Raw genomic sequence first — 24,978 nt, 5'->3', positions numbered from 1 at the left:
GTCCGTACGACGGATCGTCGTAGCGTCGAGTTCGGCCTCGAGTCCGCCTCGGGACGCCGCCGTTCGCCGAAGAGGTACAGCTATTTGAGCGACGGGTTCCAATCGACCCCCGTGACTTCCGACGAGCCCGTACTGGCCGCGACCGACGTCTCGATGCGTCGCGGGGGCCAGCCGATCCTCGAGGCGCTGTCCCTGTCGATCCCGGCCGGCTCGCGGACGCTCGTCCGAGGGCCGAGCGGCGCCGGGAAGTCGACGCTGTTCTCGGTACTCGGGCTGCTCGAGCCGCCCGACAGCGGGCGAGTGCTGGTGGACGGAACGGACGCCAGCGGGCTCTCGGAGCGTCGGCGCGCCCGGCTGCGCCGGGACGCGATCGGATTCGTCTTCCAGGACTTCCAGCTGGTGCCGGACCTGACCGTCCGCGAGAACGCCGTACTGCCCCAGCACCACGGCGGCGACCGCGACGAGGCGTGGGTCGACGAACTGCTCGAGATCCTCGACGTTGCCGATCGGGCGGATCGGTATCCGGCGACGCTCAGCGGCGGCGAGAAACAGCGGGTCGCGATCGCCCGCGCGCTCGCGAACCGGCCCGACGTCGTCCTGGCCGACGAGCCGACCGGGCAGCTCGATCCCGAGACGACCGAGCGCGTGGCGGGACTGCTCGTCGACGTCCAGGAGTCGGTGGGTACTGCGCTCGTGACGATCAGCCACGACCCGTCGCTCGAGGGGCTGTTCGATCGAACCGTGACGCTTCGCGACGGACGGCTGCTCGAGGAGTAGGCGAAGGCCGCCCGAAACGCCGACGGCCGTCCGCCCGAGGACGCGCCCGCCGATCGGATCTCCAAACTGTGTTGGAGTGGGGAATTTATCCTTCGTTCACGTTCGGTAGGATGCGGACCATCCAGACGCTCTCTGGAACCGCCGCACACGGCTGGCCGTCGTTTGACGGCCACTCGTGGACATCACCTCTTTGCCGATCCTCTCTCCGTCGTTCGATACCGACAGCCGTGGTGTTCGTGGACACAGTTCAGCCAATATTTATATCACAGGCCGTTGCCCTCCTCTGTGATGTCCACGAGCGAACAGAAGCTAGCGGTTCCAGATGAGCTTGGATCACCACAGGCCAAACTCGTCTATCTGGCGCTGTTGGAGACGGGGGAGGCGACGGCGAACGATCTTCAGCAGCTGCTGGGGCTATCGAAACTGACACTGTTACCGATCCTCTCGTCGCTGGTTGCGGAGGGGTACGCCAAGCGGAGGAAGGGGACGTATGTCAGCCGGTGAGCGAACGGCGGTTCCGACCGCGACCGCAGATCCCGAGGGCAGTCTTCGGATCGACTGTTACGTGCGATCGACCGTTCCGGCTGCCGCCGACGGCGCGGTCGGTCGCGTCGTCGACCGACTCGAGGAACTGCGAGACGACGGCGCTATCGACGACTACCGGATCGTTCGGTGGCCGGCACAGCGTCGCGTAGACGGCGACGGCCGCGAGTCGACGCGCAGCGAGATCGTCGCCGAGTTCGAGCACTGGGCCGAACGGCGGGGGTGCTCGCTCGAGCCGGCGTTCCGACGACGTGAACTCCCGTCGTCGCCGCTCTGTCCGAGTTCCGGCCCGCGCGAGCGGGTTCGAGTTCCGATCGTCGCGCTCGCGCTTTACGAGTACGAGGAGGACGACGAATCGAACGGTAACGAATCGGCGACGGTTCGCGGCGTCGTCCCGCACACGGATCGGACGGCCGCGGGGACGGAGCGAACGTACACCGTCGAGGAGTGGCTCTCGGCTGCCGAACGCAGTTCCGGTCCCCTCCTCGAGAGGTCGACGAAGGAAACGGCTGGACGCGATCAGGTGACGCTCCTGGAGGGAGAACGATGACTGAGACCGACCGCGTCGCGGTGATCGGCGCCTCGATGACCCAGTTCGGGCAACGCGAGGAGTGGATCCTCGAGCTGCTCTCCGAGGCCGGCCTCGACTGTCTCTCGAACGCGGGTGTCGAGGCCGACGAGGTCGAGCACCTGTACGTCTCGAACATGACCAGCGGGGAGTTCGAGGGGATGACGGGCGTGATGAACGCGCTGGCCCACGACATCGGCGCGATCCCGGCGTACACCCAGCGCGTCGACCAGACCAGCTCGAGCGGCGGGGCGGGGATCTACGCCGCCTGGCAGTCGATCCAGAGCGGAGCGAGCGAGATGACGCTACTCGTCGGCGGTGAGAAGATGACCCACCGGACGACCGGCGAGGCAACCGATATCATCGCCTCGATCGCCCACCCCGTCGAGTACAAGGCGGGCGTGACGCTCCCCTCCTTTGCCGGGATGACCGCGCGTCACTACCTCGAGCGCTTCGACGCGCCCCGAGAGAGTCTGGCAAAGGTCGCGGCGAAGAATCACAGGAACGGCGTGGACAACCCCCACGCGCAGTTCCAGAAGGAGGTCGACGTCGAGACGATCCTCGAGTCGCCGATCGTCGCGGATCCGCTGCGGCTGTACGACTTCTGTCCGATCACCGACGGCTCCGCGGCGATGCTGTTCTGTCCGGAGTCCGTTGCCAAGGAGTACACCGACGAGTACGCGATCGCCGCGGGCGTCGACGGCGCGACCGACACCCACGTCGTCCACGAGCGCGAGGACCCGACCGTGATGGGCGGGGTCGTCGAGAGCGGGCAGGGCGCCTACGAGATGAGCGGCTACGGGCCTGAAGATATCGACGTCGCGGAACTCCACGACATGTTCACCATCCTCGAGTTCCTGCAGATGGAGGGCCTGGGCTTCGCCGAGCAGGGGGAGGCCTGGGAGTTAGTCGAAGAGGGGTACACCGAACGGGATACGGGCGAGCTGCCGGTCAACACCTCCGGCGGGCTCAAGTCGAAGGGCCATCCGCTGGGCGCCAGCGGCGTCGCCCAGGGCGTCGAGATCTACGAACAGCTCGTCGGCGAGGCCGGCGATCGACAGGTCGAGGCCGACGTCGGGCTCTGCTGTAACGTCGGCGGCTTCGGCAACTGCGTTATCACGACCATCATGGAGGCAGCACGATGACGATGGAAGCGACCCGCTACGACGACGGCACGATCAGCTACCCCGGCCACCCGCGAAGCCGGAACGGCGCGGAGCCGGCCGGCACGATCGACCTGAGCGAACACACCGCCGAGGTCGTGACGTGGACGACCAGCACCGCGACGCCGCCGGGCGTTCGGGAGCCCAACCACCTCGCGATCGTCGAGTTCGACCTCGGCGACGTCGTCGAGGACGGTGAGACGTCGGTCCGAGCGCTCGTCCAACTCGAAAACGGCGACGTCGAGACCGGCGACGAGGTCGAACCGATCTACACCGAGGAGCTGCGCGAACCCGGTGCGGGTATCAGGGAACCCGAGAGTCAGGACTGGGACGGCTACCGGTTCGAACCGGTGTAGGACCCGTTTCGGTCCGCCCGCGGCCCGACGTGTGAGCAGCGGACGGGACTCGCGCTCGAGGCGAACGATCGCCGGCTCGAGCGCTGCTCGCGACGGCAAAACTCCTTTCGCCGTTCGGGACGGTCCGTACTCCATGTGAGGCACGTACAGGTGCGGGTCCTGCAGCGCTCAATTCAAAGCGACCCGTCGACAGTGTGGCGTCTGTGGCACGAGCGGGGTCGAGACGAGTCGCGATTCGTGTCGCAGCTGTGGCACGAGCTTCGAAGACTCGGCCGTCCAGCGGTGTCCGCGATGTGGGTCCGACGACGCCGAACCCGTCTGAGACGAGTCAGGTGTCGGCGTCCGCGTCGTCCATTCCGGGCTCGTCGCCCTCGAGGTAGGCGTCGTTGCCGCCGGTCGCGACGAAGCGAACCTGCACGGCGGTGTCGCCCGTCGTCTGCTTGTTGATCCGTTCGTCGAGCCTGTCGATCAGCTCCGCGTCGTACGTTCCCGGCGGACCGCCGACTTCGACGACGACGGCGTCGATCTGCTGGGTCGCGTCGAGCGAGCTATCGACCGGGAGTCCCTCCTCGCGGACCTGGACGTCGACTTCGAGCAGGTAGGCGTCGTCGTACTCCGACAGCACCGCCTCGGACTCCTGGGTCGCCGTCTCCTCGAAGGCTGACATCTGGTAGGAGGAGTAGGTCACGCCGGTCAGAAACAGCGAGAGGACGACGATAACGGCGAGGAAGACGGCGGCCTGTTTGACGACGCGGCGCTGTGCGATCGAGATCCCGAACCCGCTATCGGGTCGGTAGCCGATGTACCACAGCGTCGCGAGGCCGGCGAGGTTGACCCCGAGGAGGTTGACCAGCACGAGCACCGTCGAACCCAGCGCGGCGGCGGGCATCCCCCAGGCCAGCGCGATGCCGGCGGCGGCCATCGGCGGCACCAGCGCGGCGGCGATCATCACGCCGACGATCGCGACCGAGAAGCCGGTCGCGAGGCTGAGAATGCCCGCGATGCCAGCTCCCAGAGCGACCGGCAGCAGTAACAGTTCCGGGGCGATCCGCTCTGCCACCTCGTCGATCTCGGTGAGTTCGGCCCCGGGCGGAACGAGAAACATCGACTGAAAGAGCCACGCGACGATCGCCGCGATAACGATCCCGCCGAGAACGCCCGAGAACTGGTAGCGAAGTCCTTTGAAGAACAGGTCGCGATCGTTGACGACGGTCCCGATGGACGCGCTCAGGGCGGGCCCGATCAGCGGCGCGATCACCATCGAGCCGACGACGACCGCCGGCGAGTCGAGCAGCAGTCCGACCGTCGCGACGATCGAACTGATCAGCGTCATCGCGAAAAAGACGCTGTAGGTCGGCGTCAGCTCCTCCGCCCGAGTCAGTAGCTCCTGTCTGGAGATCTCCTCGTCCTTGACCGACTCCGTGGTGTGTTCCTGCTGGAGTTCGTCGAAGTCCCTCGAGATAACGGTCTCGGCATCCGTGACGACCGTATAGGAGTCGTTCTCGATACCGACCTCCTGGAGGGAGTCGAGGATCGGTTCGACCGCGTTCGTCGGCAGCGGAAACGAGACGACGGAGTCGTACTCCCGGGTGCTGTGTTCCTCCGTGACGACGTACTCGATCCCCTCCTCGTCCAGCACGTCGAGCACCGCCCCACGTTTGCCTACCGGCACCGTGACCTGAATGTGTCGCACTGTATCGAACTGGAGACAGATCAGCAAAGATCCTCGGTCGGAAACTGCGTGTTCGGTTCGTGCGTCTCCGCGCGTCGGTCCCGGTCGCCGTCGCGATGAGGGTCGATACAGCCTCGGCGAATCGTCGGTAGTGGCGCCCACGGTCGTCTCGAGCGGGTTCCGACGGAACGCTCCCCTTCTCGAGGTTCCGCGTTGCTGACTGATTCCGGTCGCTCGTCCTGCCCACGGACCGAACACCCGTATTCGGCGGGTTGACAGATCGGATTCCGTGAAAAGAGAACATTACCCAAGACGGCGTGTTTCCGGTATGGATCGGCGCACCCTCATCGGACTAACGGCGGGAACCGGAATCACGACGCTGGTCGGCTGTCTCGGGGCGCTCTCGGAGGTAATGGACTCCGAGGGCGAGCACGTAACTGTCGGCGACGGCGACGCTGAAGACGGAACCGAGGTGATCGTCCGCAACGCCGGCCCGGAGGAGCGAACGGTCGAGATCGAACTCCGCCGCGACGGCGAGACGGCCCTCGAGCGGACCGAGACGCTCCCGTCCGAGGACGCCTTCGAGGTCACGCTGCTCGAGACCGGGACCTACGACCTGATCGTCGAGACCGAGACCGGACGGAGCGAGACCTCGGTCACGCAGCCGACGGACTGTGCGGACGCTCGAACCGAGATCATCGTCTCCGAGCACGGACTCGAGACGACGACCGCGAGTTCGTGTTGAGTTCCGGTCCGTCGAGCGCCGGACGGTTCGTGTGTCACTCCACGGAACTCGAGCCGGTAGACGTATTCGAGGGTTGCCATTTAGACGCGGGGCGACGACCTTCAAAAGCATTGGATATTCGATGGTTTCGATTACGTCTCGATGCAGATATTATCGAATGATACACATCTAACGGAGTGATGGCGTCCAGTATACGGTGATCCTTTCGAGAGAAAAATCGAACGGGCGAACGGTGGAAGTAGCTCTCGGACGATTTCGTCGTCGGATTAGTAGTTTGTAAGAAATACAATATACCGATATAGATATCACCGTTCAAAGAAGTAATTGAAGCGGTACTTTAACTCGGACGGTTTCACTGAGTAGTAAAATACACGTTACATTTCGAACTCCGCTTCGGAATACTGCCGCCGTTCGGTCGCGGTTGCGACGGAAACCGACGGCGGGGTATGATCTTACATACATACTTTTGTAAACAGGCTGCTATATACCACTATATATACGAATATAGTACTATTTTCTGTAGATATTTAGCAGTAATATCGGCTGTACAGCGCTCGAGAACCCCGATATAAGTCGGTTCTTCTGGTAGCGGAGCTTCTGCTTCGGCGAGTATGTTCTATTTCAGTAATTCTCTACATATTAAATTATCACGACCGACGGAGAGCGGCCGCCCGAAGCGGTGTTAGAACACAAATCCGGATACTGTTGCGAAGCAGTAACGACCCGTCCGAAATCCGGCCAATCAAACACCGTCGGGGTAGAATATTCAAACTACACACAGAAGCATTCGCAGAGTCGGGACGGGGAACTGGGCGGCGAGATTCGAGACCGAGCGTCGGACCCGTCCGCTACTCCGACTGTTGACCGCGCCGATTCGCCGACGAACCCGTTTGCACTCCGCCAGCCCGCGGAGATCGAACGAACGAGCGGATCCGAGATTTCCGTACGCCTGGACGACAACTATGTAGTGCTATATAGTAAGATATAGGTACGACGGTCGGCCATACACCAGTTCGTGAACTCGCGTTCGTATGCACACGACGAATCATCTCGGAAGGAACGATCGACGGACGGGACGTGATGAGCTGTAGCGCACTCGAGGGAGCGGTAATCGACCTCGACGGAACCGTCTACCTCGGGGATCGGCCCGTCGCTGGTGCCCGGGAGGGGGTCGAGCAGCTCCGCGAGGCGGGTCTCGATCTAGTCTTTCTGACCAACAACCCGATCGAAGATCGCTCGGTCTACCGCGACCGGCTTCGGACGCTCGGTATCGACGCGACGACCGAGGAAATCGTCACCGCCGCGTGGATCGCGGCCGACTACCTCGCGACGGCCCATCCCGAGGATTCCGCGCTCGTCGTCGGCGAGCCGGCACTCGTCGAGGAGCTCCGACGTGCAGGAGTCGACGTGACGAACGATCCCGACCGAGCGACCGTCGTTCTAGCGTCGATGGATCGATCGCTCGAGTACGCCGACATCCGTGCGGCTCTCGAGGCGTTCGAGGGCGAGTCCGCCCCGCGGTTCTACGCGACCAATCCGGACCGAACGTGTCCGACCGCGACCGGCGAAATCCCGGATACGGCGGCGACGGTCGGCGCGATCGAGGGAACGACGGGTCGCGAACTCGACGGTGTCCTCGGAAAGCCCTCGCGGTTCGCCGTCGAGGCCGCCGTCCGACGACTCGGGGTAACCCCCGAGCGATGTCTCGTCGTCGGGGACCGACTCGAGACCGACGTGGAGATGGGCCTGTCCGCCGGCATGACGACGGTGCTCGTCCTCTCGGGCGTTACCGACCGGGATGCGGTTTCGGCATCAACGATAGAACCGGACTACGTCCTCGAATCGCTCGGCGAGATCGAATCGGTTCTTCGACCATGATCGACTTCGACCTGCTCGTCCACCTCGAGGAGGACGTAGCCAAGATCGTCATCGCGACGCTGCTCGGAATGTTCCTGGGCCTCGAGCGCGAGTGGTCCCAGAAGTCCGCAGGGATCCGAACGTTCGCGCTGATCAGTCTGCTTGCCGCGGTCTTTACGATCATCGATCACGAGGGGCTGTTGCTCGTCGGCGGCCTCCTGATCATCGCACACGCCGTACTACTGGCCGTACAGAGTTTCATCGAGGAAGAGATCGACGGGCTCTCGCTGACGACGTCTGTCTCGATGCTGGTCGCCTACAGTATCGGTGCGCTCGTTGCTAACGGGTTCCTGATCGAATCGGTGACGGTAGCGGTGCTGTCGTCGCTGTTGCTCGTCCTGAAACGGGAGCTCCACGAGTTCGCGTGGGGGCTCTCCCGGGAGGAGATGCGAAGTGCCGTCGAGTTCGTCATCCTGGCGTTCGTCATCTACCCGCTGTTGCCCGACGAGACGATCGACCCCTGGGGCGCCGTCCAGCCGCGGCTGATCTGGTCGCTCGTGATCGCGATCAGCGCGATCGGGTTCGTCAACTACGTGCTGGTCAAGAAGTACCAGGGGCGCGGAATCGCCGTCACCGGCTTCTTCGGCGGCCTCGTCAACTCGACGGCGGTCGTCGCCGAGATGGGCAAGCGTGCGACCAACCAGTCGGAACTGCTCGGACTGGCCGTCGGCGCGATCCTGCTCGCCAACGCCGCGATGGCGGTCCGAAACGCCGTGATCGTGATCGCGTTCGTCCCCGAGGCCGCCATCATCGTCGGTGCTCCCCTGGGTGCGATCGCGATCGCGGGCGTCGGGATCGCGATCTGGCAGAGTGACTGGCGGACGGAGTTCGAGGCCGACCTCAACTCGCCGTTCAGCCTCCGGAACGCGCTCACCTTCGGTGGGCTGTTTCTCGCGGTCTTGTTGCTCTCGGTCGCCGCCGAGGAGCTGTTCGGGACGACCGGCTTCCTCGCGACGACGTTCCTGGCCGGGCTGGTCTCGAGCGGAACCGCGACGACGACGGCCGTCACGCTCGTCAGCACGGGTCAGATCTCGCAGAACGCGGCCGTCGCCGGCGTAATCGCCGGAACCGCGGCCAGCATCCTTGTCAAGACGTTCTTCGCCGCGAGTATCTCCCGGGAGCTCGTTCGACCGGTACTGTTCTGGAACCTCGTCCTGATCGGCGTCGGCGTCGTCTTCGGCGCACCCGTGTTGCTGCTGTAGGTGCGGAGACGATCCCGTCCGGAGCCCGGTTCCGGATCATCGGCAGCGTTTTGCCGGCAGACCCGATACCTATCGGCAATCGATGCTCTTCGGACGCAACGAGGACGACCCGACACCCGGGCTCGAGTGGGACCGGGACGGTCCCTGGCTGGACCACACCGGGCGGTCCGACCGGACGACGGTCGATTACGAGGGCGAAACGTACGTCTGTCGCCGCACGACGTCGGCCGACGGCGACTGGTCGATCGCGTACGGGACTCCGGGACGGGACGGTCAGTCCCGGGGCTTTCTGTTCCGGGAGGGGTCCCTCGAGTGGACGAATCCCCTCGAGCACCCGACGCTCGGGCTCGTTGCCGACGACGGGACGGTACTGATCCTCGAAGGCGGAGCTGCCGACCAACTGGACGGCACCGTTCGCGTGTTCGGTGCCGACGGCAACTCGCGTTTCGTCCGGCAGTTCGACGCGAACGTCTCGGACGTCGACCTCTCCGCAGACGGTCGGATCGCGGTCGTTCGGACGAAATCGCCCGACGAGACGACGTACCTGATCGACGTCCCGGACGGGTCGGTTCGACTGACCCATACGAGCACGTGGGCCAGCCCCAGCCACGCTCGACTCTACTCGAGCGACGAGGGGTGGCTCGTCTACCTGAGCCAGTCCCTCGAGAAGAAACCCCTGTACGCGATCGATCCGGACGGCGATCTCGTCTGGGAGGGTCGGTCGTACCGGCAGATGAAGCCCCTGAGTGCCCGGCTCAAGTCCCGGCTATCGTAGCAGCGGAGCCGCCGACCGGGCTGGCCGATACCGTTCGAGGGTACGGCTCTACCCGCTTTTCTTTTTAAACCGGCAGCTATAAATATCAGGTTTTACAATACCATTTCGCAATGGCTCGAGAGAACATACCGTGTTGTAGTATCTGCCGGCGGGACCTGCTGGCGGGGGCCGGGGTTGCGGCGACGGGTGCACTGGCTGGTTGTGTAAGCGAGGACGACGATGGCGGGATTCCGGACGACGCCGACGAGGACTTCCCGGAGTGGGACCCCGAAAGTCCCGAGTTCCCACAGCGGATGTCGACGCTGATGGACTACGACAACGGGACCGTCGAGGACATCCAGGGGTTCGAGGAGCGCGACGAACCGGTGTACGGTAACCCGGTCCAGGAGACGCCCGAGGACGAGGACGAACTGATCGATCCGGACACGCTGCTGTTCGCGATGACGCCGACGGAGGACCCGGCAGCCTACGAGGGAATGTTCGATCCTCTCATCGAGAACATCGAGGAGGAGACCGGCCGGGACGTCGAGAACAACCTGGTCGAGAACTACGCGGCGCAGGTCGAGGCGATGCGCAGCGAACAGCTTCACATCGCCGGATTCTCGACGGGGCCGCTCCCGTTCGCGGTCAACCTCGCGGGAGCAGTTCCGTTCGCAATCCAGGTCTCCGAGGAGGACGCCGGCTACTTCCTCTGGGCGATCACTCACATGAGCAACACCGACATCAACTCCGTCGAGGACTTCGCGGGTCGGAACGGCGCACACGGCGACCCGTCCTCGAACTCCGGGAACCTGATGCCGCGGGCGATCTTCGAGGACCAGTTCGGCGTCGAGCCCGACGAGGATTACGACGTCGAACACATCGGCAGTCACGAGAATCTCATCCTGTCGGTGTACCACCAGGACCACGAAGTCGCACCCGTCTGTAGCTACTGCGTGACCCGCGTCGCCGACCGCGGCGACGTCGACCCGGACGACATCAAGGTCGTCTGGCAGAGCGACCCGATCGTCACCACCGGGTTCTCCTACCGGTACAACCTTCCCCCGGACGTCCAGGAGGGAATCGAGCGAGCGTTCCTCGAGTACGACTACTCCGATACGGAGCTCGCCGAGGAGTTCGACGGACGCGGCCAGTTCACCGAGATCGATTACGCGACTCACTGGCACGACATCCTGGTCACCCACGAGGCAAACGACGTGGACCTGACCGATCCGGGCGACATCGACTAACAGCGCGGCGACTACTCTCGAAATTTACTTCAATTCATGCTTACGATAACTGACCTCGAAAAGGTGTATCCGACCGGCGACAAGGCGTTACAGGGGGTCTCGATGGAGGTCGACGGAAACGAAGTCGTCTCGATCATCGGTCCCAGCGGCGCCGGCAAGAGTACGCTCATCAAGTGCGTCAACCGCCTCACGGAGCCGACGTCCGGCTCGATCGTTCTCGACGGCGAGGAGCTTACGACGCTCTCGAAGAAGGAGCTCCGAAAGACCCGACGCGATATGGGAATGATCTTCCAGGAGTTCAACCTCATCGAACGCCTCACCGTCATGGAAAACGTGCTCTCCGGCCGGTTGGGATATATGAGCAGCTGGAACGCGTTCCGGCGGAACTTCGACGACGAAGACGTCCAGAACGCCTACGAGATCCTCGATCGCGTCGGCGTCGGCGGGATGGAGAACAAACGGGTCGACGAGCTCTCCGGCGGCCAGCGCCAGCGCGTCGGGATCGCTCGAGCGATCCTGCAGCGTCCGAAGATCCTGCTCGTCGACGAGCCGACCAGCGCCCTGGATCCCGAAACGTCGTTCGAGGTCATGGAGATGCTCACCGAGATCGCCAGGGAGGAGGATATCCCGGTGTTGATCAACATCCACGAGGTCGAGCTGGCGCTCGACTACACTGACAGGATCGTCGGACTGACCGACGGACAGGTCGTCTTCAATGGCACTCCCGCGGAACTCGACGAGAGCGCACGGGACACGATCTATCGATCGGGCAAATCTCGAGCGGAGACGGGCACCGAGGACCAGTCCCAGTCACAGAGCCAGTCGTCCTCGAGCGAGATCACCGACGCGAGCAAGGAGAAGTCGTTCTAACATGAACGGATCGCACGACCGCGGTGAGATCGATGGGTAGTGCGGACCCCGAGCGCACCGGCGGCTACCCCTCGAGCTGGGAGCGGCCGACGGTGTTCTACAGCAAGAACGTCAAGTACCTCGTCTACGGCGCGATCGGGCTGTTCGTGCTCTGGAGCGCCTGGGAGCTACGCCCCAGTCCCGCCCGCTTGATCGGCGGTGCGGACGCCGCGGCGAGCCTGCTGACGACGATGTTTCCGCCGGACTTCACTCCCGAAGCGCGGGGGCGGATCTGGGACGGGATGATCGAGAGCATCGCGATGTCGATCGTCGCGACGGCGATCGGCGTCCTGATTAGCATCCCGATCGCCGTCATGGCCGCCGAGAACCTCGTCCCGCGGCCGGTGTACTACGTCGGCCGGTCGCTGGTCTCGATCTCGCGGTCGCTTCACGAGCTGGTGCTCGCGATCGTGGCCGTCGTCGCCGTCGGCCTCGGCCCGCTCGCGGGCGTTATCGCCCTCGTGATCGCGACACCAGGCTTCTTCGCGAAGCTCATGGCCGAGGAACTCGAGGACATCGACGAGGGACAGGCCGACGCGATCCGCGCGCTCGGCGGGAGCCCCGTGCAGGTCCTGCTCTACGGCGTCGCCCCGCAGGTGATTCCGCGGATGATCGGGCTGATCATCTACCGCTGGGACATCAATATCCGGGCGAGTACGATCGTCGGCATCGTCGGCGCCGGCGGGATCGGCGTCACCCTGCTCAACTCCTTCGACCGGTACGAGTACGACTTCAGTCTCGCGATCATCCTCGCGATCATCGCCGTCGTCATGTTCGGCGAGATCCTGAGCGCGGTCGCTCGACGGAGGGTCCAGTAATGTCGTACGAAGGATCCACCACGTGGCGGAAACACGACGGACGGGCACGCGCGCTTCGGTATCTCGCGATCGTCGTCGCGATCGCGATCACGGCGCTGTCCTGGCGCGCGCTCGACATCCAGTACACGTTCGTCGTCGACGCGCCGCGGAACCTCGGCGACCTGCTGCTCCGGATGTACCCGCCGAACCTCGCCTACGGCGCGGAGATCCTCCCGCCGCTGGTCGAGACCATCAATATCGCGATCCTGGGGACCGGGCTGGCGATCCTGATCTCCCTACCGATCGCCTACATCGGCGCCGAGAACACGACGCCGAACGCCGTCACCTACGCGCTCGGCAAGTTCCTCATCGTGGGGACTCGCTCGGTGAACGTGATCATCTGGGCGCTGTTTTTCGTCGTGATCTTCGGCACTGGCGCGCTGTCGGGCGTGCTGGCCGTCGCGTTCCGCTCGATCGGCTTCGTCTCGAAGCTGATCGCGGAGGGGATCGAGGAGATCGACGCCGGACAGGTCGAAGCCATCCGCGCGATGGGCGGCTCGCCGCTCGACGTCGTCGTCTACGGGATCGTCCCGCAGATCAAACCGGCGTTCGTCGGCGTCGCGACCTACCGCTGGGACATCAACGTCCGCGAGGCGACGGTGATCGGCTTCGTCGGCGCCGGCGGAATCGGCGTCTACCTCGACACGGCGATCAACTTCTTCCAGTGGTCGAACGTCCTCACGATCCTGATCGCGATCCTCGGAATCGTGATCATCAGCGAGGTCGTCTCGGCGTACCTGCGAAAGAAGGTCAGCTAACCCCGAATTCATCGCTTCTCTCGACTCGAGTCACACTCGAGCGTTCGGTCGTGTGAACGGAAGTCGGCCTCGAGACACTGCCGTCTTGACAGAGTACGATAAACACACTATTTCTGACACCACTCCGCGCGATCGAGGCCCTCGGTAGCGATCGCTCGAGCAGTCCCGTATTCCCACGACAGGAGTACTCGGGTGAACGAGTCCCGAGAGCGCCGTTTCGTGGTATCACGGGCGTCCGTGGAACGCGTTCGAAACGATCGCGGAACGAGCGGAAGACGGAGACGCTATAACCTCGAGAGAGCGCTTCCAACACCGATGGATGGATCGCTCGAGAGCGTCAGGGTCAACGTCGGCCGAACGTCTAGCTGGTCGGATAGAAGCGTCGTCAGTTTCGATACTCGAAACGTGTTCCGATCGGCCCTTCCGAACTGAAGCCGACTCGAGTCGACCGAACGGCTACCGAGCTAGCTCTGCAGTCCACCCCATCGGACGATCTCGGAGTAGTCGAGGAACAGTCCGTCGACCCCGGCCTCGATCAGCTGTTCGACCTCGTACCAGGTGTTGATCGTCCAGACGTTGACCGGTAGGTCGCGGGCGTGTGCCTCGGCGACGACGTCGATCTCCTCGTAGGTCTCGTCGTCGAAAAACGGCGTCCCGTAGATCATCTCCAGCGGCGGGTTGACCCCCTCGGTATCGTACTTGTCGGTGACGTCGAGACCCTCCTGAATGGAGTCGTAGAGCAGGTACGCCGCCGGAACGTCGGGGTCGATGTCGCGAACGGCAGCGAGCGCGCCCTCCCAGAACGTCGACAGGAGAAGTTCGTTGTCGTAGTCGGTCGCGACGTCGATCACCGTCTCGAGCCACTCCCACTCCTCGCGTTCGGCCTCGGGATCGTCGACCCGACCGAACTCGACGTCGGGCGACCCCTCCTTGATGTCGATGTTCACGCCGACGTTGGGCGGAATCACCTCCATCGCCTCGGTCAACGAGGGGACGGTCTGGCCGCTCTCGAGCACTTCGGCCGCGAACACCTCGCTGGCGGGCGTCTCGTACAACACGCCGTCGGTGTCGGTCAGCTCGCCGAGTTCCGTGTCGTGGAAGACGGCGATCTCGCCGTCACAGGTCGGGAAGACGTCGAGTTCGATCCAGTCGGCGCCGCGGCGGTCGGCCGCGTCGTCGGAACCGCCTTGTACCGACTGCTCGAACGCGGCGACGGTGTTCTCCGGGTACGTGTCGGCGAACCCGCGATGAGCGATCACCGTCGCCCGATCCTTCCGGCCATCGTCGTGTTCGGCCTCGTCTCCCGCTCGTGCGCTGGCGCTTCCCGATGCGGCGGCGACGCCGACCGCGGCCGCGCCCGTTCCGGCCAGAAACCGCCGCCTGTTCAACATACTCGGATTCTCTTGCATGCCGTTACCCGTACAACAGAATTAATTATAATCATTTTTATAAATAAATCGCAAAAACCAGATAGTTTACTGTTTTCCGTATACACTAACTCCACGGCAAGGATGACTGTTCGTGAGCGGATCCCGACGCGAGAACCCGTCGGAGCGCTCAGCACGCGCGACCTGCCGCTCCCGGGAACGGAATCGGATACCTGTGGTCCCGTCACGGCGTAGTTCCAACACAGTTTGGAATGAGCGTTTTTACGATCCCACTCTTACGCATAATCGGCAGGACGCCACCCCACCACCCACCACCTACCCACCCACCACCCATCACCCACCGATGGCCACCCTGCCAGCCGAACGACCTCAGTACCGTCGTTCACTCGCACCCACCCCCCGACGCGGCACCCCCACTCCCACCCCACGCCGCGTAATCCCCTGTCGTCTGCTGGAATCGCGTTTCCCAGTGCGATTCCCGCTCCGTTCCCCACCCTTTTGATTACACGACCCGGTTACCCGTATGTCCGCCGAGACGGTACGACAGCACCGCTCTCCGATTTCGAACGTGACAGATCGAGCCCGGTAGCCACGACCGTCGCTTCCGCCGCGTCACGAGGGAGCGGGATCGACCTCGAGCGCGGCCGCGAGGATCGCCGTCTGGACGGTGCGGAGATCCGCGTCCCGAACCGTCGCCGCCGCGCGGAACCGCTCTCGAGCGTTCGCGACTCGGTCCGGTGCGGCCGCGAGCTGGACGAGGTCGAAGGCGTCGGGCTCGAGCCGCTCGACCGCGTCGAACTCGGCGGCGTCGTACAGCCCGGGGAAGCGGGCGAGGACGTCGGCGACGATCTCGTCGGTCGCTTCGGCGCCGGGATCGCCCGTCGGGATGGGTGCCGTCGTCTCCGCGAAGTAGTCCTCGAGGTCGACGACCCCGGCCGACTCGTAGGCGGCCTCGGAGAGCGCGTCGGCGACGGGCCGACTGACGTACACGCCGAGGAGGGAGTACTGATCGGTCATGGGTTCCCGTTCGATACCGAGCACTCAATAGCTATCGTTCGGTCGATCAGGAGAGCTGCGCGGTCACGTCGGTCGAAGAGATCATGCCGACGTAGTCGTTGCCGTCGACGACCGGAAGGTGGGTGATTCCCAGCCCGGTCATCATCGCGGCGATCTCCTCGAGGTAGAGGTCCGGCGGCACGGTCTCGACGGATTCGGTCATCACCGCGTCGACGTCGATCGTCGTCGGATCGTGACCGTCCGCGGCGGCCGCGACCAGATCGGTGCTCGTCACGATCGAGGGCGGGTCGGTCCGGACGACCAGCGCGCTGATCTCGTTTTCGCGCATCGCTGACGCCGCCTCGGTCAGCGTCGCGTCCTTCGAGACGGTCTCGAGCGGCGTCGACATTACGTCCCGAACCTGTGTCCTGCTCTCAGTGTCCATACACCCGTTACGAAACGATCCCGTATTGGTGTTGTGACCGATGCGCATCTTGCGTTACTCGCGCTCGAGGAGGACGACCCCGATCAGTATCAGGGCGCCACCGGCGAGCGTCGCCGCCGTGACGGGTTCGGCGAAGAGCGCGGCGCCGAGCGCGACCGTGACTGGCGGCTCGACAGTACTGATGATCCCCGCGCGGCTCGCGCCGACGTACTTGATCCCGGCGAAGAAGGTGACGACCGGCAGCGCCGTCGCGACCACGGCGATACACAGCAGAATCAGCCACGCCGACGGCGCGGTCGGAACCGCGAACTCGCCGGTAGCGGTGCCGATCGCGAGGAACGTTCCGCCCGCCGCGGGAAGCACGTAGGCGGTCAGCACTAGCGGATCGACCCTGTCGAGCAGCGCCCGGGAGACCGTGATGTAGACCGCGTAGGCCATCGCGGCGCCCAGAACGATGGCGACGCCGATCAGCGAGGCGCCGTCGGGGTCGGCCCCCGTGACGAGGACGACGCCGCCGAGGGCCAGACAGAGCGCGACGAGCATCACGGGGGTCGCGCGCTCGCCGATGGCCGCGATCGCGAGGACGACGACGAACGCCGGGTACGTGTACAGCACGATCGCGACGAGCCCCGCCGTCATGTACTCGAGCCCCAGAAAGTAGAGCCCGCTCTGGGTCGCGTAGCCGAAGGCGCCGAGTCCGAGCGCGATCGCTAACGTCCGTCCGCGAAGCAGCGTCAACCGTCCCTGTACCGCGAGCAGCGCCCAGACGAGGACCGCCGCGAGCAGGAACCGGAACGCGAGCACGGTCGGGATCGACAGCGCGGCCTCCTGGGCGTAGAGCCCGAAAATTCCGAGGGTTCCAAACCCCACCGCGGAGACGACGACCAGGAGGATTCCGAGCCGGTCGCGGGCCGGCGACGGCCACTCGTAGACGGTGCCCATATGGGGCCGTCTCGGGACACCTTCATAGAAATTGCTATCAGACACGGTCCGCCGGCTCTCGATGTCGACCGACGACCGAACCGACTCGGCCGATCCGTCCGAGGGTCAGGCGAACAGCGCCGTCGAATCGCGCTCCTCGTCGGCCCCGGTGAGTTCCGCCGAGCTCAGGCAGTGGATACAGCCCTCGAGGTAGCCGTCGTTGTCGCCGAAGACGCGGACGAAGTTCGCCGAGATCGGGGTGTCGCAGTTGTGGCAGGTTGGCATCTCAGATCACGTTATGTGCTATCAATACACAAGGTGGGACTTAACAGTATCGGCGCCCGTCAGTATCGCCACCCGTTCGACAGACGGGTCTCCGATTGTCGCGGACGGACGACCAGGCACCGCCTCGAAGGGTGGTTACGTTCCGAGCGTTTCTTCGAAGAAGACGGCCCGTTCGTCCCCGTCGACCCACGCGTCGTGTCCCGGCGGGATCAGCGCGACGTCTCCCTGCTCGAGGGTTTTCCGGGTTCCGTCGTCGGTTTCGACGGTCATGCGCCCGGCGAGCATGTAGAGACGATGTGGGTTCGGGCAGCGATCCGTTCCCAGTTCGGAGGCGTTGTCCCTGGAGAACAGCCACCCGGGTTCGACCGTCGAACGCCAGAACGTTCGCCCTCCCAGCTCGACGCGTTCGGCCCGACCGTTGTCGAACGAGACCGTCTCGTCGGGAGCGCCGAACGATTTGACCGTGAACTCCTCGACCATGTCGTGTGTCACCACACCGGTCTGGATAACTGTTTCCTCGACGATGGAACGACGGGACGAGGGACTCCTCGCGGTACAGTCCTGCAGAAAACCGATGCGGTGCTGCCGGTCGCCGCCTACTCGTCGCCGTTGATGGAGATGTCCGATACCGTTATCGAAACGTTCTCGAGCGAGATGTCGACCGAGCAGATCTCGTAGGTTCGGTCGTTGACGTCGACGGTGACCCCGTCGCTCTGGATGCCAGCCGACTCGAGGTCGTACGCCCGTTCGTCGATCTCGTAGGACGGGAGTCCGTCGGAAGAGAGCTCGAGACCGTCGAGCTCGACGTGTTCGTCCTCGAGCGAGGCGTCGATACTACCGACCTGAGTCACGTCGTCGGTGGCGCTATTGCCGCCAGCGACTGCACCCGCCGAGAGCAACCCGATCGCGAGCACCGCCACGAGACCGATAACGCCGAACCGCGTCGTCGTTCGCATACTATTCTACAGAACGGAGACGATTACAATGAAACTGTCTACTTGAGTGCCGGTTGGGCAGGTTCCTCGAGCAGTCGACCCGCTCGGCGAACCGCCCAGAGTTACGGGTGTCGTCGACCGACAGCCGAGGGATTCCCGACTATCTGGGAATCGGAACGAACCGTTATTATTCCGCCGGACGTACGAAAACCGATGAATTCTCGCAGAGCGTTCGTCGCGACCGTCTGCACGACCGCGTGTCTCGCCGGATGTCTCGGAGACGACGAGAACGAAGCGGACACGTCCGACGACGAGGCGGACGACGACGAGGCGGGGTACGACACCCGTCTCGACGAGCGCGAGGAGTACGAGCTCGTCGATCGAACGGGGGAGGAAACGGTCGAAATCGCCGTCGCTCCGGACGGCGAGGCGCGGTTCGAACCGGATTCCGTCGAAGTCGACGAGATGGCGGAGGTCACGTGGACGTGGGGTGAAATCGGCTACGAGATATACCCGATCGACACGCCCGATCCCTGCGGGTGGTCGGGAGACGACCACGGAACGAGCCACTCGTGGGAGTTCCCGTTCGTCGGCAAGTACGAGATCGGCTGTACGACGCCCGATGGAACGGAGTTCGAAGGCGTCATGTTCGTCGTTTAGCGCCTCACGTGCTTGGTCCCGAGCCGGCGTCGCGTGGCCGTCGGCCCGCTCGAGCAGTCAGCTATTTCCCTCGACCGTCACGAGAGTGGTGTATGGACGACGACGGGAAACAGGCCACGTTCGGCTCCGAAGGGGAGCTTCGAACCGACAGCGACGCGGATCGGACCGAGGACGAGGAGACGGGTCCCGAACACAACGACTTCGGCGAGGAGCGCGGCGACAACGAGACGAGATCGGGCGCGAACCGCTACGACGTCTCGAGCCTGCTCCAGAAGGCGGTCAGGCGATCCGACGAGGAGGTCGCGGCGTGGGCCGCCTGGGAGCTGGCCCGATCGGGGTTTGCCTGGAACTTCTGGGATCGGATCAACCTCTACGTCGTCGAGGACCTCCGGGCCGGCCACGAGGTCGCCCTGCTGATCGCCCGCTACGAGGAGCTGGCCCGCGAGCGCTGGTCGGAAAGCTCCTGGGAGGGGCGGCTCTGTGCGGTCCACGCCGCGCTGGCGGCCGCCCGGGCGCCCTCGAGCCGCGAGGCCTCCCACGCCGACGACTACTTCGGCGAGCTCTCGGCCGAGCGTGCGGCCGCCCGCGAGGAGGGGCGCGAGCCGCGGTACGACCACCCCGTCGACGAGCTCGAGCCCGGCGGACGCTACGACGTCGCGTTCGACCAGCACACCTACGAGGGGAAGGCCCTCGGTCGGGACGGACGGTTCTTCCGGACCCACGGCGCCCGCGTCGGCCCCGAGGGCGAGCCCGAACTGAGTCGGCAGTGGCGCCTCCAGAGCATGCGCCTCGAGGATCGGGAGTACACCGAGGCGGAGCTGGCTCGAGCGGTCGAGCCCGTTGACCCCGACGACAGGTGGGGAACCGACGACGAGGGGACGGACGGCGATTGAGCCGGACGACCGACGCGGACTGCCGATCGGCTCCGATCGCGGCCGTCTCGATTCCGTTATTAAAATACCCCCACCGTATTTTCATCGAACGTCGAATCCATGGAGGAATATATACTGATTGCTGGTCACCGGTGGCGATTTGATTGTTTGGTCTGAGTAATAATTAGGCTTATACGGTGTCGCGCGTCCAGGTAGCGTAGACACGTGAGCCTGAACGTCTTCCTCGAGCCCGATTCGGGACCGAACCGTGAACTTTACTGTAGCGAAAGTGGACGCGCGTCCGTAGGTACGAACGGAAGTGATCGTCCGTGATCCACGGCAAGTGGAAGAACCTCCTGCTGGCGACGGCGATGTTCAACCTGGGATTCGTCATCTGGTTCTCCTTCGCGCCGTTTACGGGCGGGATCGCCGACGAGTTCGGCCTCTCGATCGCCCAGCTCGGGCTCGTCTCGAGTGCAGCCGTGATCGCCGTTCCGGTCGGCCGGATCCTGATCGGCCCGCTGACCGACAAGTACGGCGCGCCCGTGACCGCCAGCGTGACGCTCGTGATCGTCGGCGTGTTCTCGGTCGTCAGCGCGTTCGCGACGACCTACGAGGTGTTTACCGCCTCGCGCGTGATCGCCTCGCTGGCCGGCATCACGTTCGTCATCGGCATCCAGCACGTCGCCGAGTGGTTCGAGGAGGAGAACCTCGGGCTGGCGGAGGGCATCTTCGCCGGGATCGGTAACGCCGGCGCGGGACTGGGCGCGTACTTCACCCTCCCGCGGATCTTCGGCGAAGGGTACGCGGGCCCGATCTTCGCGACGAACTGGCGCGCCGCCTTCTTCTACACCGGCGTGCTCGCAGTCGTTCTCGGGGTCGTCTACTACGTCTTCGGCGACGCCGCAAAGAGCGAGGCCAAGCGACAGGCGACCAGAGATAAGGCGAGCTTCAAACAGTTCCTCTACGTCGGGACGCGCCACGGCGCGGTCGTGCTCGCAGCGGCGTACGTGATGACCTTCGGTCTCGAGGTCGCGATGAACGGCTGGCTGGGAACGTACTACCGCGAGGGGTTCGGCCAGGGTGATATCGTCATCGCGGCCACGTTCGCGGCGACGTTCTCGATCGCGGCCGGCCTGCTCCGGCCGCTCGGCGGCTACACCAGCGACGTCGTCGCGCGCCGGGAACGCGACATTCTGCCGTGGTTCGAGGGCCGCTACCGCGAGCAGTGGACGTTCGCGACGCTCGTGTTCGTCGTCGTCTCGATGGTCGGGATGACCGTCGCCGGCCTCTCTGGGAACATCTACCTCGCAGTCGCCGCCGGCTTCCTCGTCGGCGTCGGCTGTGCGTTCTCCGAGGGAGCGATCTTCGCGCAGGTGCCGGCGATGTTCCCCGATAGCTCCGGCAGCGTCGCCGGCGTCGTCGGCGGAATCGGCACGATCGGCGGCACCGTCTACCCGCTCGTGTTCGCCGCGCCGTTCCTCCCGAACCTCCACCTCGGGTACCTCGTCGTCGCCGTCACGATGCTTCCGATCGTCGCGCTCGCCGCGTGGGTGTTCCAGCCGGCCGTCGCCGAGCGCGCGACCGAGGACGGCTGGCTCGTCGCCGCCGAGCCGCCCGCGGACGGAGCGGTCGCCTCGAGCGACGATTAGGGATCCGCGGGTTCCGGGTCGTCGGAGTCGCGCGGAAGCTCGTCCCGTTTCGAGAGGGAGGCCGGAACGACCACGAATCCGGCAGCCGGGACGAGGACCCCGTAGAAGTAGGTGATCGGATTCGTGGCGTTCAGGCGCTTCGCGTCGAGAGAGACGAGAACCGCGGCCGGAACCTGGAGGACGATCAGCGCGGTGACGAGCAGTTCGACGAACCCTGGCGTTCTTCTCGAGAACTCGAGGTGCTCCCCAGTGACGACGGTGCGGAAATGCGTTCTCGAGACCGTGCGGGGACCCGTTTCGATACCCGGCGACCGTAACCGACGTAACCGCGCGGACCGTCAGTGGACGTCGCATGCAAAATTCCAACCCGGACGGGCCGCTCGCCGACCACCCGGCGACGGAGATTCAGGTCGTCGTCGTCGACCCCGACGACGTCGTCGAGGCGTTCGAGCGAAACCGTGTGGAAGAGGACTTCCGACGAACGCACGTACTCCGGCTCGTCCCGCCCTTCGAGGAGGAACACCGCGCGGAACCGTACGCCCAGGACGGTCCCAAGCGCTATCCGCCCGATCGCGATCCGGAACCGCTCCACCTCGTCCCCGCGACGTTCGTTCGCAACGAGGCGGGAGTGCACCCGAACGAGACGCACCTGACCGCCCCGTCGCGGGAGGAGGCTCGAGCGACCGCCCGCGAGGACTACGAGGGCGACGTGACCGAGGCCGTCGTCGACGAGTATCACGAGGCGGCCCTCGAGGAGTGGCAACAGGAGCTGCGGAACTCGTTCGTCGACGCGATCCGAATCCACTTCGAGGACGGCACCGGCGAGGAGATCTGGACCGAGGCCCGGTACGAAGCGGCCGAGGACTGATCGATCGCCGGACTCACCGACCCGAGCGAGGACGTCCCTCAGCTCGTCGGCGGTCGTACGGTTTGCCGTACGTCAGTTCCGGCGCAACTGCCATCCGAGATCGCCGTTGCGCCGGTACGTCGGTACAGCAATCCGTGTTAGGCGTTCGCCTCGGCGACGGCCTCGAGCTCCCGGTCGCGGGGCGGAGCGAGCCGAACCGCACACTGTTTGAAGTTCGGCTCCCTCGAGCGCGGGTCGACCGCGGGGAGGGTGAGGTCGTTGACGTCGGGGTGGTGGATCGGCAGCCAGACGACGCCGTCGGGGATCGACTCGTCGGCCTCGACGCGGACGGTGACCGACGCCCGCCTCGAGACGACGCGCCCGTACCGCCTGTCCGTACCCTGCTCGAGGTCGTCCGCGATAGCGACGGCCGTCGCGGGGCTGACCCGCGCGGTCGGCGGGCCGTCCTCGCGGGTGCGAACGCCGGTGTTGTACGCGTCGGGTCGGCGCGCGGTCGTCAGCGTGAACGGGTAGTCGTCGTCGGTCGGTTCGGGCAGCGGTTCGGCCCGCGCGTCCGAGAAGCGAGCACGGCCCGACGGCGTCGGGAACGACCACGTCTCGGTTTCGTCGCCGTCGGCGTCCGTCCGGTCCTCGTAGTAGCGGTATCCGCCCGCAGCGTCGGGTTCCGGCGCCGGCCACCGAACCGCCAGCTCGGCCTCGAGGCGCTCGTAGGAGATGCCCGAGAGATCAGCGGGGGTCCCCTCGGTCATCGCCGCCAACTCCTCGAAGACGGGCTCCGGTTCGGGCGACTCGTCGAACAACCCCGGCGCGAGCCGATCGGCCAGCGCACCGATCAGCTCGAGGTCGGTCCGCACGCCCGAGGGCGTCTCGGTCGCGGCCCGGACCCGCGAGACGGTCCGTTCCATGTTGGTCGCCGTTCCCTCGGACTCCCCCCAGGTCGCGGCGGGCAGGACGACGTCGGCGAACTCGACCGTCTCGCTGCGGAAGGCGTCCTGGACCACGAGGAAGGCGTCCTCGAGGCGCTCGCGGACGTTCGTCGCGTCGGGCATCCCCGCGACGGGGTTCGTCGCGACGGCGTAGACGGCCTCGACCTCGTCCTCGACGGCGTCGACGATCCCGACCGGTCCGGGCCCGGGATCGGCCGGCAGCCGCGATTCCGGCACGCCCCAGGTCGCCGCGACGTCCTCGCGGGCCGCGGGATCGTCGAACGATCGCTGTCCGGGCCAGGTCCCCTTCGAGGAACAGACCCTGGTCCCCATCGAGTTCGCCTGCCCGGTCAGCGAGAACGGACCCGAGCCCGGACGGAGGTTGCCCGTCGCCAGACAGAGGTCGATCAGTGCGCCCGCAGCGTCGGTTCCGTTGACGCTCTGGTTGATTCCCATCCCCCAGTAGACGAGGGTTCGGTTCTCGAGCGCTCCGGCGAGTCGGTCGACGTCGGCCATCGAGACGCCCGCGCGCTCGGCCGCTCGAGCGGGGGCCGGCAGCTCCTCGCGGAGCTCCTCGAATCCCGTCGTCGCGTCGGCGACGAACCCCTCGTCGACTCGGTCGGTTTCGACGAGCCGAGCCAGGACCGCACGCGCTAGCGCGAGGTCGCCGCCGGGCTCGAGCGGAACGCGGTGGTCCGCGACCTCGGCGGTCTCGCTCTCGACCGGGTCGACAACGAGCAGCTCCGAATCGTCCTCGTCGGCGGACTGGTTGATCCACCGGAACAGCACGGGGTGGGCCGCGGCCGGGTTCGCCCCCCAGACGAGGTGGGTCTCGGCCTCGGGGACGTCGTCGTAGGTCGGCGGCGGGGCGTCGCTGCCGAAGGCATCGTAGTAGGCGGCCACCGCCGAGGCCATACACAGCGTCGTGTTGGCGTCGTAATACCGGGTACCGATCCCGCCGCGAGCGAGCTTGCCCAGCGCGTACGCGGCCTCGTTGGTCTGCTGGCCGCTTCCGAGTACCGCGACGCGGTTGCGACCGCCCTCGAGGGCCGTGTCGAGTCCCTCCGCGGCCCGCTCGAGGGCGGTCTCCCAGGTCGTCGCCACCAGCTCGCCGTCGCGGCGAACGAGCGGGCGGGTCAGCCACTCGCCGTCGGGATCGGCGCTCTCGCTGATCCCGCGCTGGCAGGCGAGCCCGTTCGAGACCGGGTGGGCGGCGTCGCCGCGAACGCTCTCGATACCGTACCCCTGGTCGACGGCCTGTTGGACGTGGCCACAGCCGACTGCACACCGCATACAGGTCGTCGGAACGAGGTCGGTCACGGCCGCTTCCCTCCGCCGCTCGAACTCGCAGCTGCGAGTTTACAAACGGACTTCAAATAGAGCTGACCTGCTCGTACCACGAACAAATCCATACGGGTAGGATACGTATGAGGGTACTAAACAGTAGTCGTTTACGATTCGTTACTTTTCCCATGTCGGTCGAGAAGGTCGGACGTATACCTACGGATATGGACAATATAAGGTCGCGAACGCGGAGCGAGCGAGCGTTCGGACGGCCC

Annotated in this window: 26 protein-coding genes; 17 read left to right on the top strand and 9 right to left on the bottom strand. The window is 65.3% G+C overall.

Annotated elements, in window-relative coordinates; translation table 11 throughout:
• Nucleotides 1-111 precede the first annotated feature (111 nt).
• From QA609_RS21070 to QA609_RS21050, 5 genes are all read left to right on the top strand, one after another.
• Nucleotides 112-777 (top strand): ABC transporter ATP-binding protein, encoded by a 666-nt coding sequence (locus tag QA609_RS21070; RefSeq protein WP_278304595.1) that lies wholly within the window; start codon nt 112-114, stop codon nt 775-777.
• Nucleotides 778-1,065: 288 nt separating this feature from the next.
• Nucleotides 1,066-1,281 carry a helix-turn-helix domain-containing protein gene (locus QA609_RS21065; RefSeq protein WP_278304594.1) on the top strand — a complete coding sequence of 72 codons (216 nt, stop codon included), beginning with the start codon at nt 1,066-1,068 and terminating at the stop codon, nt 1,279-1,281.
• Entirely contained in the window at nt 1,268-1,870 is a 603-nt protein-coding gene (locus QA609_RS21060) for an HTH domain-containing protein (RefSeq protein WP_278304593.1), read from the top strand. Before QA609_RS21065 ends, QA609_RS21060 begins: the two co-directional genes overlap by 14 nt.
• Complete coding sequence (locus tag QA609_RS21055; RefSeq protein ID WP_278304592.1) at nt 1,867-3,033, top strand: thiolase family protein; 1,167 nt, start codon at nt 1,867-1,869, stop codon at nt 3,031-3,033. Before QA609_RS21060 ends, QA609_RS21055 begins: the two co-directional genes overlap by 4 nt.
• Nucleotides 3,030-3,407 (top strand): nucleic acid-binding protein, encoded by a 378-nt coding sequence (locus QA609_RS21050; RefSeq protein WP_278304591.1) that lies wholly within the window; start codon nt 3,030-3,032, stop codon nt 3,405-3,407. Before QA609_RS21055 ends, QA609_RS21050 begins: the two co-directional genes overlap by 4 nt.
• A gap of 328 nt (nt 3,408-3,735) precedes the next feature.
• Here the strand turns inward: QA609_RS21050 and QA609_RS21045 are convergent, their stop codons facing one another.
• The gene (locus QA609_RS21045) at nt 3,736-5,100 is read right to left on the bottom strand and encodes a TIGR00341 family protein (RefSeq protein ID WP_278304590.1); all 1,365 of its coding nucleotides are present in this window, start codon (nt 5,098-5,100) and stop codon (nt 3,736-3,738) included.
• A 307-nt stretch (nt 5,101-5,407) separates the two neighbouring features.
• Between QA609_RS21045 and QA609_RS21040 the strand changes: the two genes are divergently transcribed.
• The 8 genes from QA609_RS21040 (at nt 5,408) to phnE (QA609_RS21005) (ending at nt 13,471) form a co-directional block, all read left to right on the top strand.
• The gene (locus QA609_RS21040; RefSeq protein WP_278304589.1) at nt 5,408-5,824 is read left to right on the top strand and encodes a hypothetical protein; all 417 of its coding nucleotides are present in this window, start codon (nt 5,408-5,410) and stop codon (nt 5,822-5,824) included.
• A gap of 1,080 nt (nt 5,825-6,904) precedes the next feature.
• On the top strand, nt 6,905-7,702 hold the full coding sequence (locus tag QA609_RS21035) for an HAD-IIA family hydrolase (protein ID WP_278304588.1): 798 nt from the start codon (nt 6,905-6,907) through the stop codon (nt 7,700-7,702).
• Nucleotides 7,699-8,943, top strand: a complete 1,245-nt coding sequence (locus tag QA609_RS21030) for an MgtC/SapB family protein (protein ID WP_278304587.1) — start codon at nt 7,699-7,701, stop codon at nt 8,941-8,943. Before QA609_RS21035 ends, QA609_RS21030 begins: the two co-directional genes overlap by 4 nt.
• A gap of 82 nt (nt 8,944-9,025) precedes the next feature.
• On the top strand, nt 9,026-9,718 hold the full coding sequence (locus QA609_RS21025) for a hypothetical protein (protein WP_278304586.1): 693 nt from the start codon (nt 9,026-9,028) through the stop codon (nt 9,716-9,718).
• A gap of 110 nt (nt 9,719-9,828) precedes the next feature.
• The gene (gene phnD, locus QA609_RS21020; protein ID WP_278304585.1) at nt 9,829-10,947 is read left to right on the top strand and encodes a phosphate/phosphite/phosphonate ABC transporter substrate-binding protein; all 1,119 of its coding nucleotides are present in this window, start codon (nt 9,829-9,831) and stop codon (nt 10,945-10,947) included.
• A 36-nt stretch (nt 10,948-10,983) separates the two neighbouring features.
• Entirely contained in the window at nt 10,984-11,817 is an 834-nt protein-coding gene (phnC, locus tag QA609_RS21015) for a phosphonate ABC transporter ATP-binding protein (protein WP_278304584.1), read from the top strand.
• A gap of 32 nt (nt 11,818-11,849) precedes the next feature.
• A complete protein-coding gene (gene phnE / locus QA609_RS21010) occupies nt 11,850-12,674 on the top strand; it encodes a phosphonate ABC transporter, permease protein PhnE (RefSeq protein WP_278304583.1) in 825 nt (274 codons plus the stop codon).
• On the top strand, nt 12,674-13,471 hold the full coding sequence (phnE, locus tag QA609_RS21005) for a phosphonate ABC transporter, permease protein PhnE (RefSeq protein ID WP_278304582.1): 798 nt from the start codon (nt 12,674-12,676) through the stop codon (nt 13,469-13,471). The genes phnE (QA609_RS21010) and phnE (QA609_RS21005) overlap by 1 nt, the downstream gene beginning before the upstream one ends.
• Nucleotides 13,472-13,935: 464 nt before the next feature.
• On the opposite strand, the gene QA609_RS21000 is transcribed toward phnE (QA609_RS21005), so the two are convergent.
• The 7 genes from QA609_RS21000 to QA609_RS20970 all read right to left on the bottom strand — a co-directional run bounded on the left by QA609_RS21000 (nt 13,936) and on the right by QA609_RS20970 (nt 18,462).
• Nucleotides 13,936-14,880 carry a glycerophosphodiester phosphodiesterase gene (locus QA609_RS21000; RefSeq protein WP_278304581.1) on the bottom strand — a complete coding sequence of 315 codons (945 nt, stop codon included), beginning with the start codon at nt 14,878-14,880 and terminating at the stop codon, nt 13,936-13,938.
• A 591-nt stretch (nt 14,881-15,471) separates the two neighbouring features.
• A complete protein-coding gene (locus QA609_RS20995) occupies nt 15,472-15,876 on the bottom strand; it encodes a hypothetical protein (RefSeq protein WP_278304580.1) in 405 nt (134 codons plus the stop codon).
• Between the two features lie 46 nt (nt 15,877-15,922).
• Nucleotides 15,923-16,264, bottom strand: a complete 342-nt coding sequence (locus tag QA609_RS20990; RefSeq protein ID WP_278304596.1) for a CBS domain-containing protein — start codon at nt 16,262-16,264, stop codon at nt 15,923-15,925.
• Nucleotides 16,265-16,354: 90 nt separating this feature from the next.
• A complete protein-coding gene (locus tag QA609_RS20985) occupies nt 16,355-17,242 on the bottom strand; it encodes a DMT family transporter (RefSeq protein WP_278304579.1) in 888 nt (295 codons plus the stop codon).
• 105 nt (nt 17,243-17,347) lie between these two features.
• On the bottom strand, nt 17,348-17,506 hold the full coding sequence (locus QA609_RS20980) for a hypothetical protein (RefSeq protein ID WP_278304578.1): 159 nt from the start codon (nt 17,504-17,506) through the stop codon (nt 17,348-17,350).
• A 135-nt stretch (nt 17,507-17,641) separates the two neighbouring features.
• A complete protein-coding gene (locus QA609_RS20975; RefSeq protein WP_278304577.1) occupies nt 17,642-17,986 on the bottom strand; it encodes a cupin domain-containing protein in 345 nt (114 codons plus the stop codon).
• 116 nt (nt 17,987-18,102) lie between these two features.
• Nucleotides 18,103-18,462 (bottom strand): hypothetical protein, encoded by a 360-nt coding sequence (locus QA609_RS20970; protein ID WP_278304576.1) that lies wholly within the window; start codon nt 18,460-18,462, stop codon nt 18,103-18,105.
• A 192-nt stretch (nt 18,463-18,654) separates the two neighbouring features.
• Here QA609_RS20970 and QA609_RS20965 point away from each other — a divergent pair, with 192 nt between their 5' ends.
• From QA609_RS20965 to QA609_RS20950, 4 genes are all read left to right on the top strand, one after another.
• A complete protein-coding gene (locus QA609_RS20965; RefSeq protein WP_278304575.1) occupies nt 18,655-19,101 on the top strand; it encodes a hypothetical protein in 447 nt (148 codons plus the stop codon).
• Between the two features lie 92 nt (nt 19,102-19,193).
• On the top strand, nt 19,194-19,994 hold the full coding sequence (locus QA609_RS20960; protein WP_278304574.1) for a hypothetical protein: 801 nt from the start codon (nt 19,194-19,196) through the stop codon (nt 19,992-19,994).
• Between the two features lie 308 nt (nt 19,995-20,302).
• Complete coding sequence (locus QA609_RS20955; protein ID WP_278304573.1) at nt 20,303-21,625, top strand: MFS transporter; 1,323 nt, start codon at nt 20,303-20,305, stop codon at nt 21,623-21,625.
• Nucleotides 21,626-21,977: 352 nt separating this feature from the next.
• Nucleotides 21,978-22,493: a hypothetical protein gene (locus QA609_RS20950; RefSeq protein WP_278304572.1), complete on the top strand. Its 516-nt coding sequence runs from the start codon at nt 21,978-21,980 to the stop codon at nt 22,491-22,493.
• A 137-nt stretch (nt 22,494-22,630) separates the two neighbouring features.
• Here the strand turns inward: QA609_RS20950 and nasA are convergent, their stop codons facing one another.
• Nucleotides 22,631-24,739 carry an assimilatory nitrate reductase NasA gene (gene nasA / locus QA609_RS20945; protein WP_278304571.1) on the bottom strand — a complete coding sequence of 703 codons (2,109 nt, stop codon included), beginning with the start codon at nt 24,737-24,739 and terminating at the stop codon, nt 22,631-22,633.
• Between the last annotated feature and the right edge of the window lie 239 nt (nt 24,740-24,978).

The organism is Natronococcus sp. A-GB7 (assembly GCF_029688865.1).
Lineage (GTDB): Archaea > Halobacteriota > Halobacteria > Halobacteriales > Natrialbaceae > Natronococcus.
Note: the sequence above shows the minus strand (reverse complement) of the source record. Positions and strands in the feature narration are given on the sequence as shown.

Excerpts from the sequence above, each read along its gene's own strand:
- QA609_RS21065 (WP_278304594.1), top strand. The coding sequence starts at position 1,066 with ATGTCCACGAGCGAACAGAAGCTAGCGGTTCCAGATGAGCTTGGATCA.
- QA609_RS21060 (WP_278304593.1), top strand. The coding sequence starts at position 1,268 with ATGTCAGCCGGTGAGCGAACGGCGGTTCCGACCGCGACCGCAGATCCC.
- QA609_RS21055 (WP_278304592.1), top strand. The coding sequence starts at position 1,867 with ATGACTGAGACCGACCGCGTCGCGGTGATCGGCGCCTCGATGACCCAG.
- QA609_RS21050 (WP_278304591.1), top strand. The coding sequence starts at position 3,030 with ATGACGATGGAAGCGACCCGCTACGACGACGGCACGATCAGCTACCCC.
- QA609_RS21040 (WP_278304589.1), top strand. The coding sequence starts at position 5,408 with ATGGATCGGCGCACCCTCATCGGACTAACGGCGGGAACCGGAATCACG.
- QA609_RS21035 (WP_278304588.1), top strand. The coding sequence starts at position 6,905 with ATGAGCTGTAGCGCACTCGAGGGAGCGGTAATCGACCTCGACGGAACC.
- QA609_RS21030 (WP_278304587.1), top strand. The coding sequence starts at position 7,699 with ATGATCGACTTCGACCTGCTCGTCCACCTCGAGGAGGACGTAGCCAAG.
- QA609_RS21025 (WP_278304586.1), top strand. The coding sequence starts at position 9,026 with ATGCTCTTCGGACGCAACGAGGACGACCCGACACCCGGGCTCGAGTGG.
- phnD (WP_278304585.1), top strand. The coding sequence starts at position 9,829 with ATGGCTCGAGAGAACATACCGTGTTGTAGTATCTGCCGGCGGGACCTG.
- phnC (WP_278304584.1), top strand. The coding sequence starts at position 10,984 with ATGCTTACGATAACTGACCTCGAAAAGGTGTATCCGACCGGCGACAAG.
- phnE (WP_278304583.1), top strand. The coding sequence starts at position 11,850 with ATGGGTAGTGCGGACCCCGAGCGCACCGGCGGCTACCCCTCGAGCTGG.
- phnE (WP_278304582.1), top strand. The coding sequence starts at position 12,674 with ATGTCGTACGAAGGATCCACCACGTGGCGGAAACACGACGGACGGGCA.
- QA609_RS21000 (WP_278304581.1), bottom strand. The coding sequence starts at position 14,880 with ATGCAAGAGAATCCGAGTATGTTGAACAGGCGGCGGTTTCTGGCCGGA.
- QA609_RS20995 (WP_278304580.1), bottom strand. The coding sequence starts at position 15,876 with ATGACCGATCAGTACTCCCTCCTCGGCGTGTACGTCAGTCGGCCCGTC.
- QA609_RS20990 (WP_278304596.1), bottom strand. The coding sequence starts at position 16,264 with ATGTCGACGCCGCTCGAGACCGTCTCGAAGGACGCGACGCTGACCGAG.
- QA609_RS20985 (WP_278304579.1), bottom strand. The coding sequence starts at position 17,242 with ATGGGCACCGTCTACGAGTGGCCGTCGCCGGCCCGCGACCGGCTCGGA.
- QA609_RS20980 (WP_278304578.1), bottom strand. The coding sequence starts at position 17,506 with ATGCCAACCTGCCACAACTGCGACACCCCGATCTCGGCGAACTTCGTC.
- QA609_RS20975 (WP_278304577.1), bottom strand. The coding sequence starts at position 17,986 with ATGGTCGAGGAGTTCACGGTCAAATCGTTCGGCGCTCCCGACGAGACG.
- QA609_RS20970 (WP_278304576.1), bottom strand. The coding sequence starts at position 18,462 with ATGCGAACGACGACGCGGTTCGGCGTTATCGGTCTCGTGGCGGTGCTC.
- QA609_RS20965 (WP_278304575.1), top strand. The coding sequence starts at position 18,655 with ATGAATTCTCGCAGAGCGTTCGTCGCGACCGTCTGCACGACCGCGTGT.
- QA609_RS20960 (WP_278304574.1), top strand. The coding sequence starts at position 19,194 with ATGGACGACGACGGGAAACAGGCCACGTTCGGCTCCGAAGGGGAGCTT.
- QA609_RS20950 (WP_278304572.1), top strand. The coding sequence starts at position 21,978 with ATGCAAAATTCCAACCCGGACGGGCCGCTCGCCGACCACCCGGCGACG.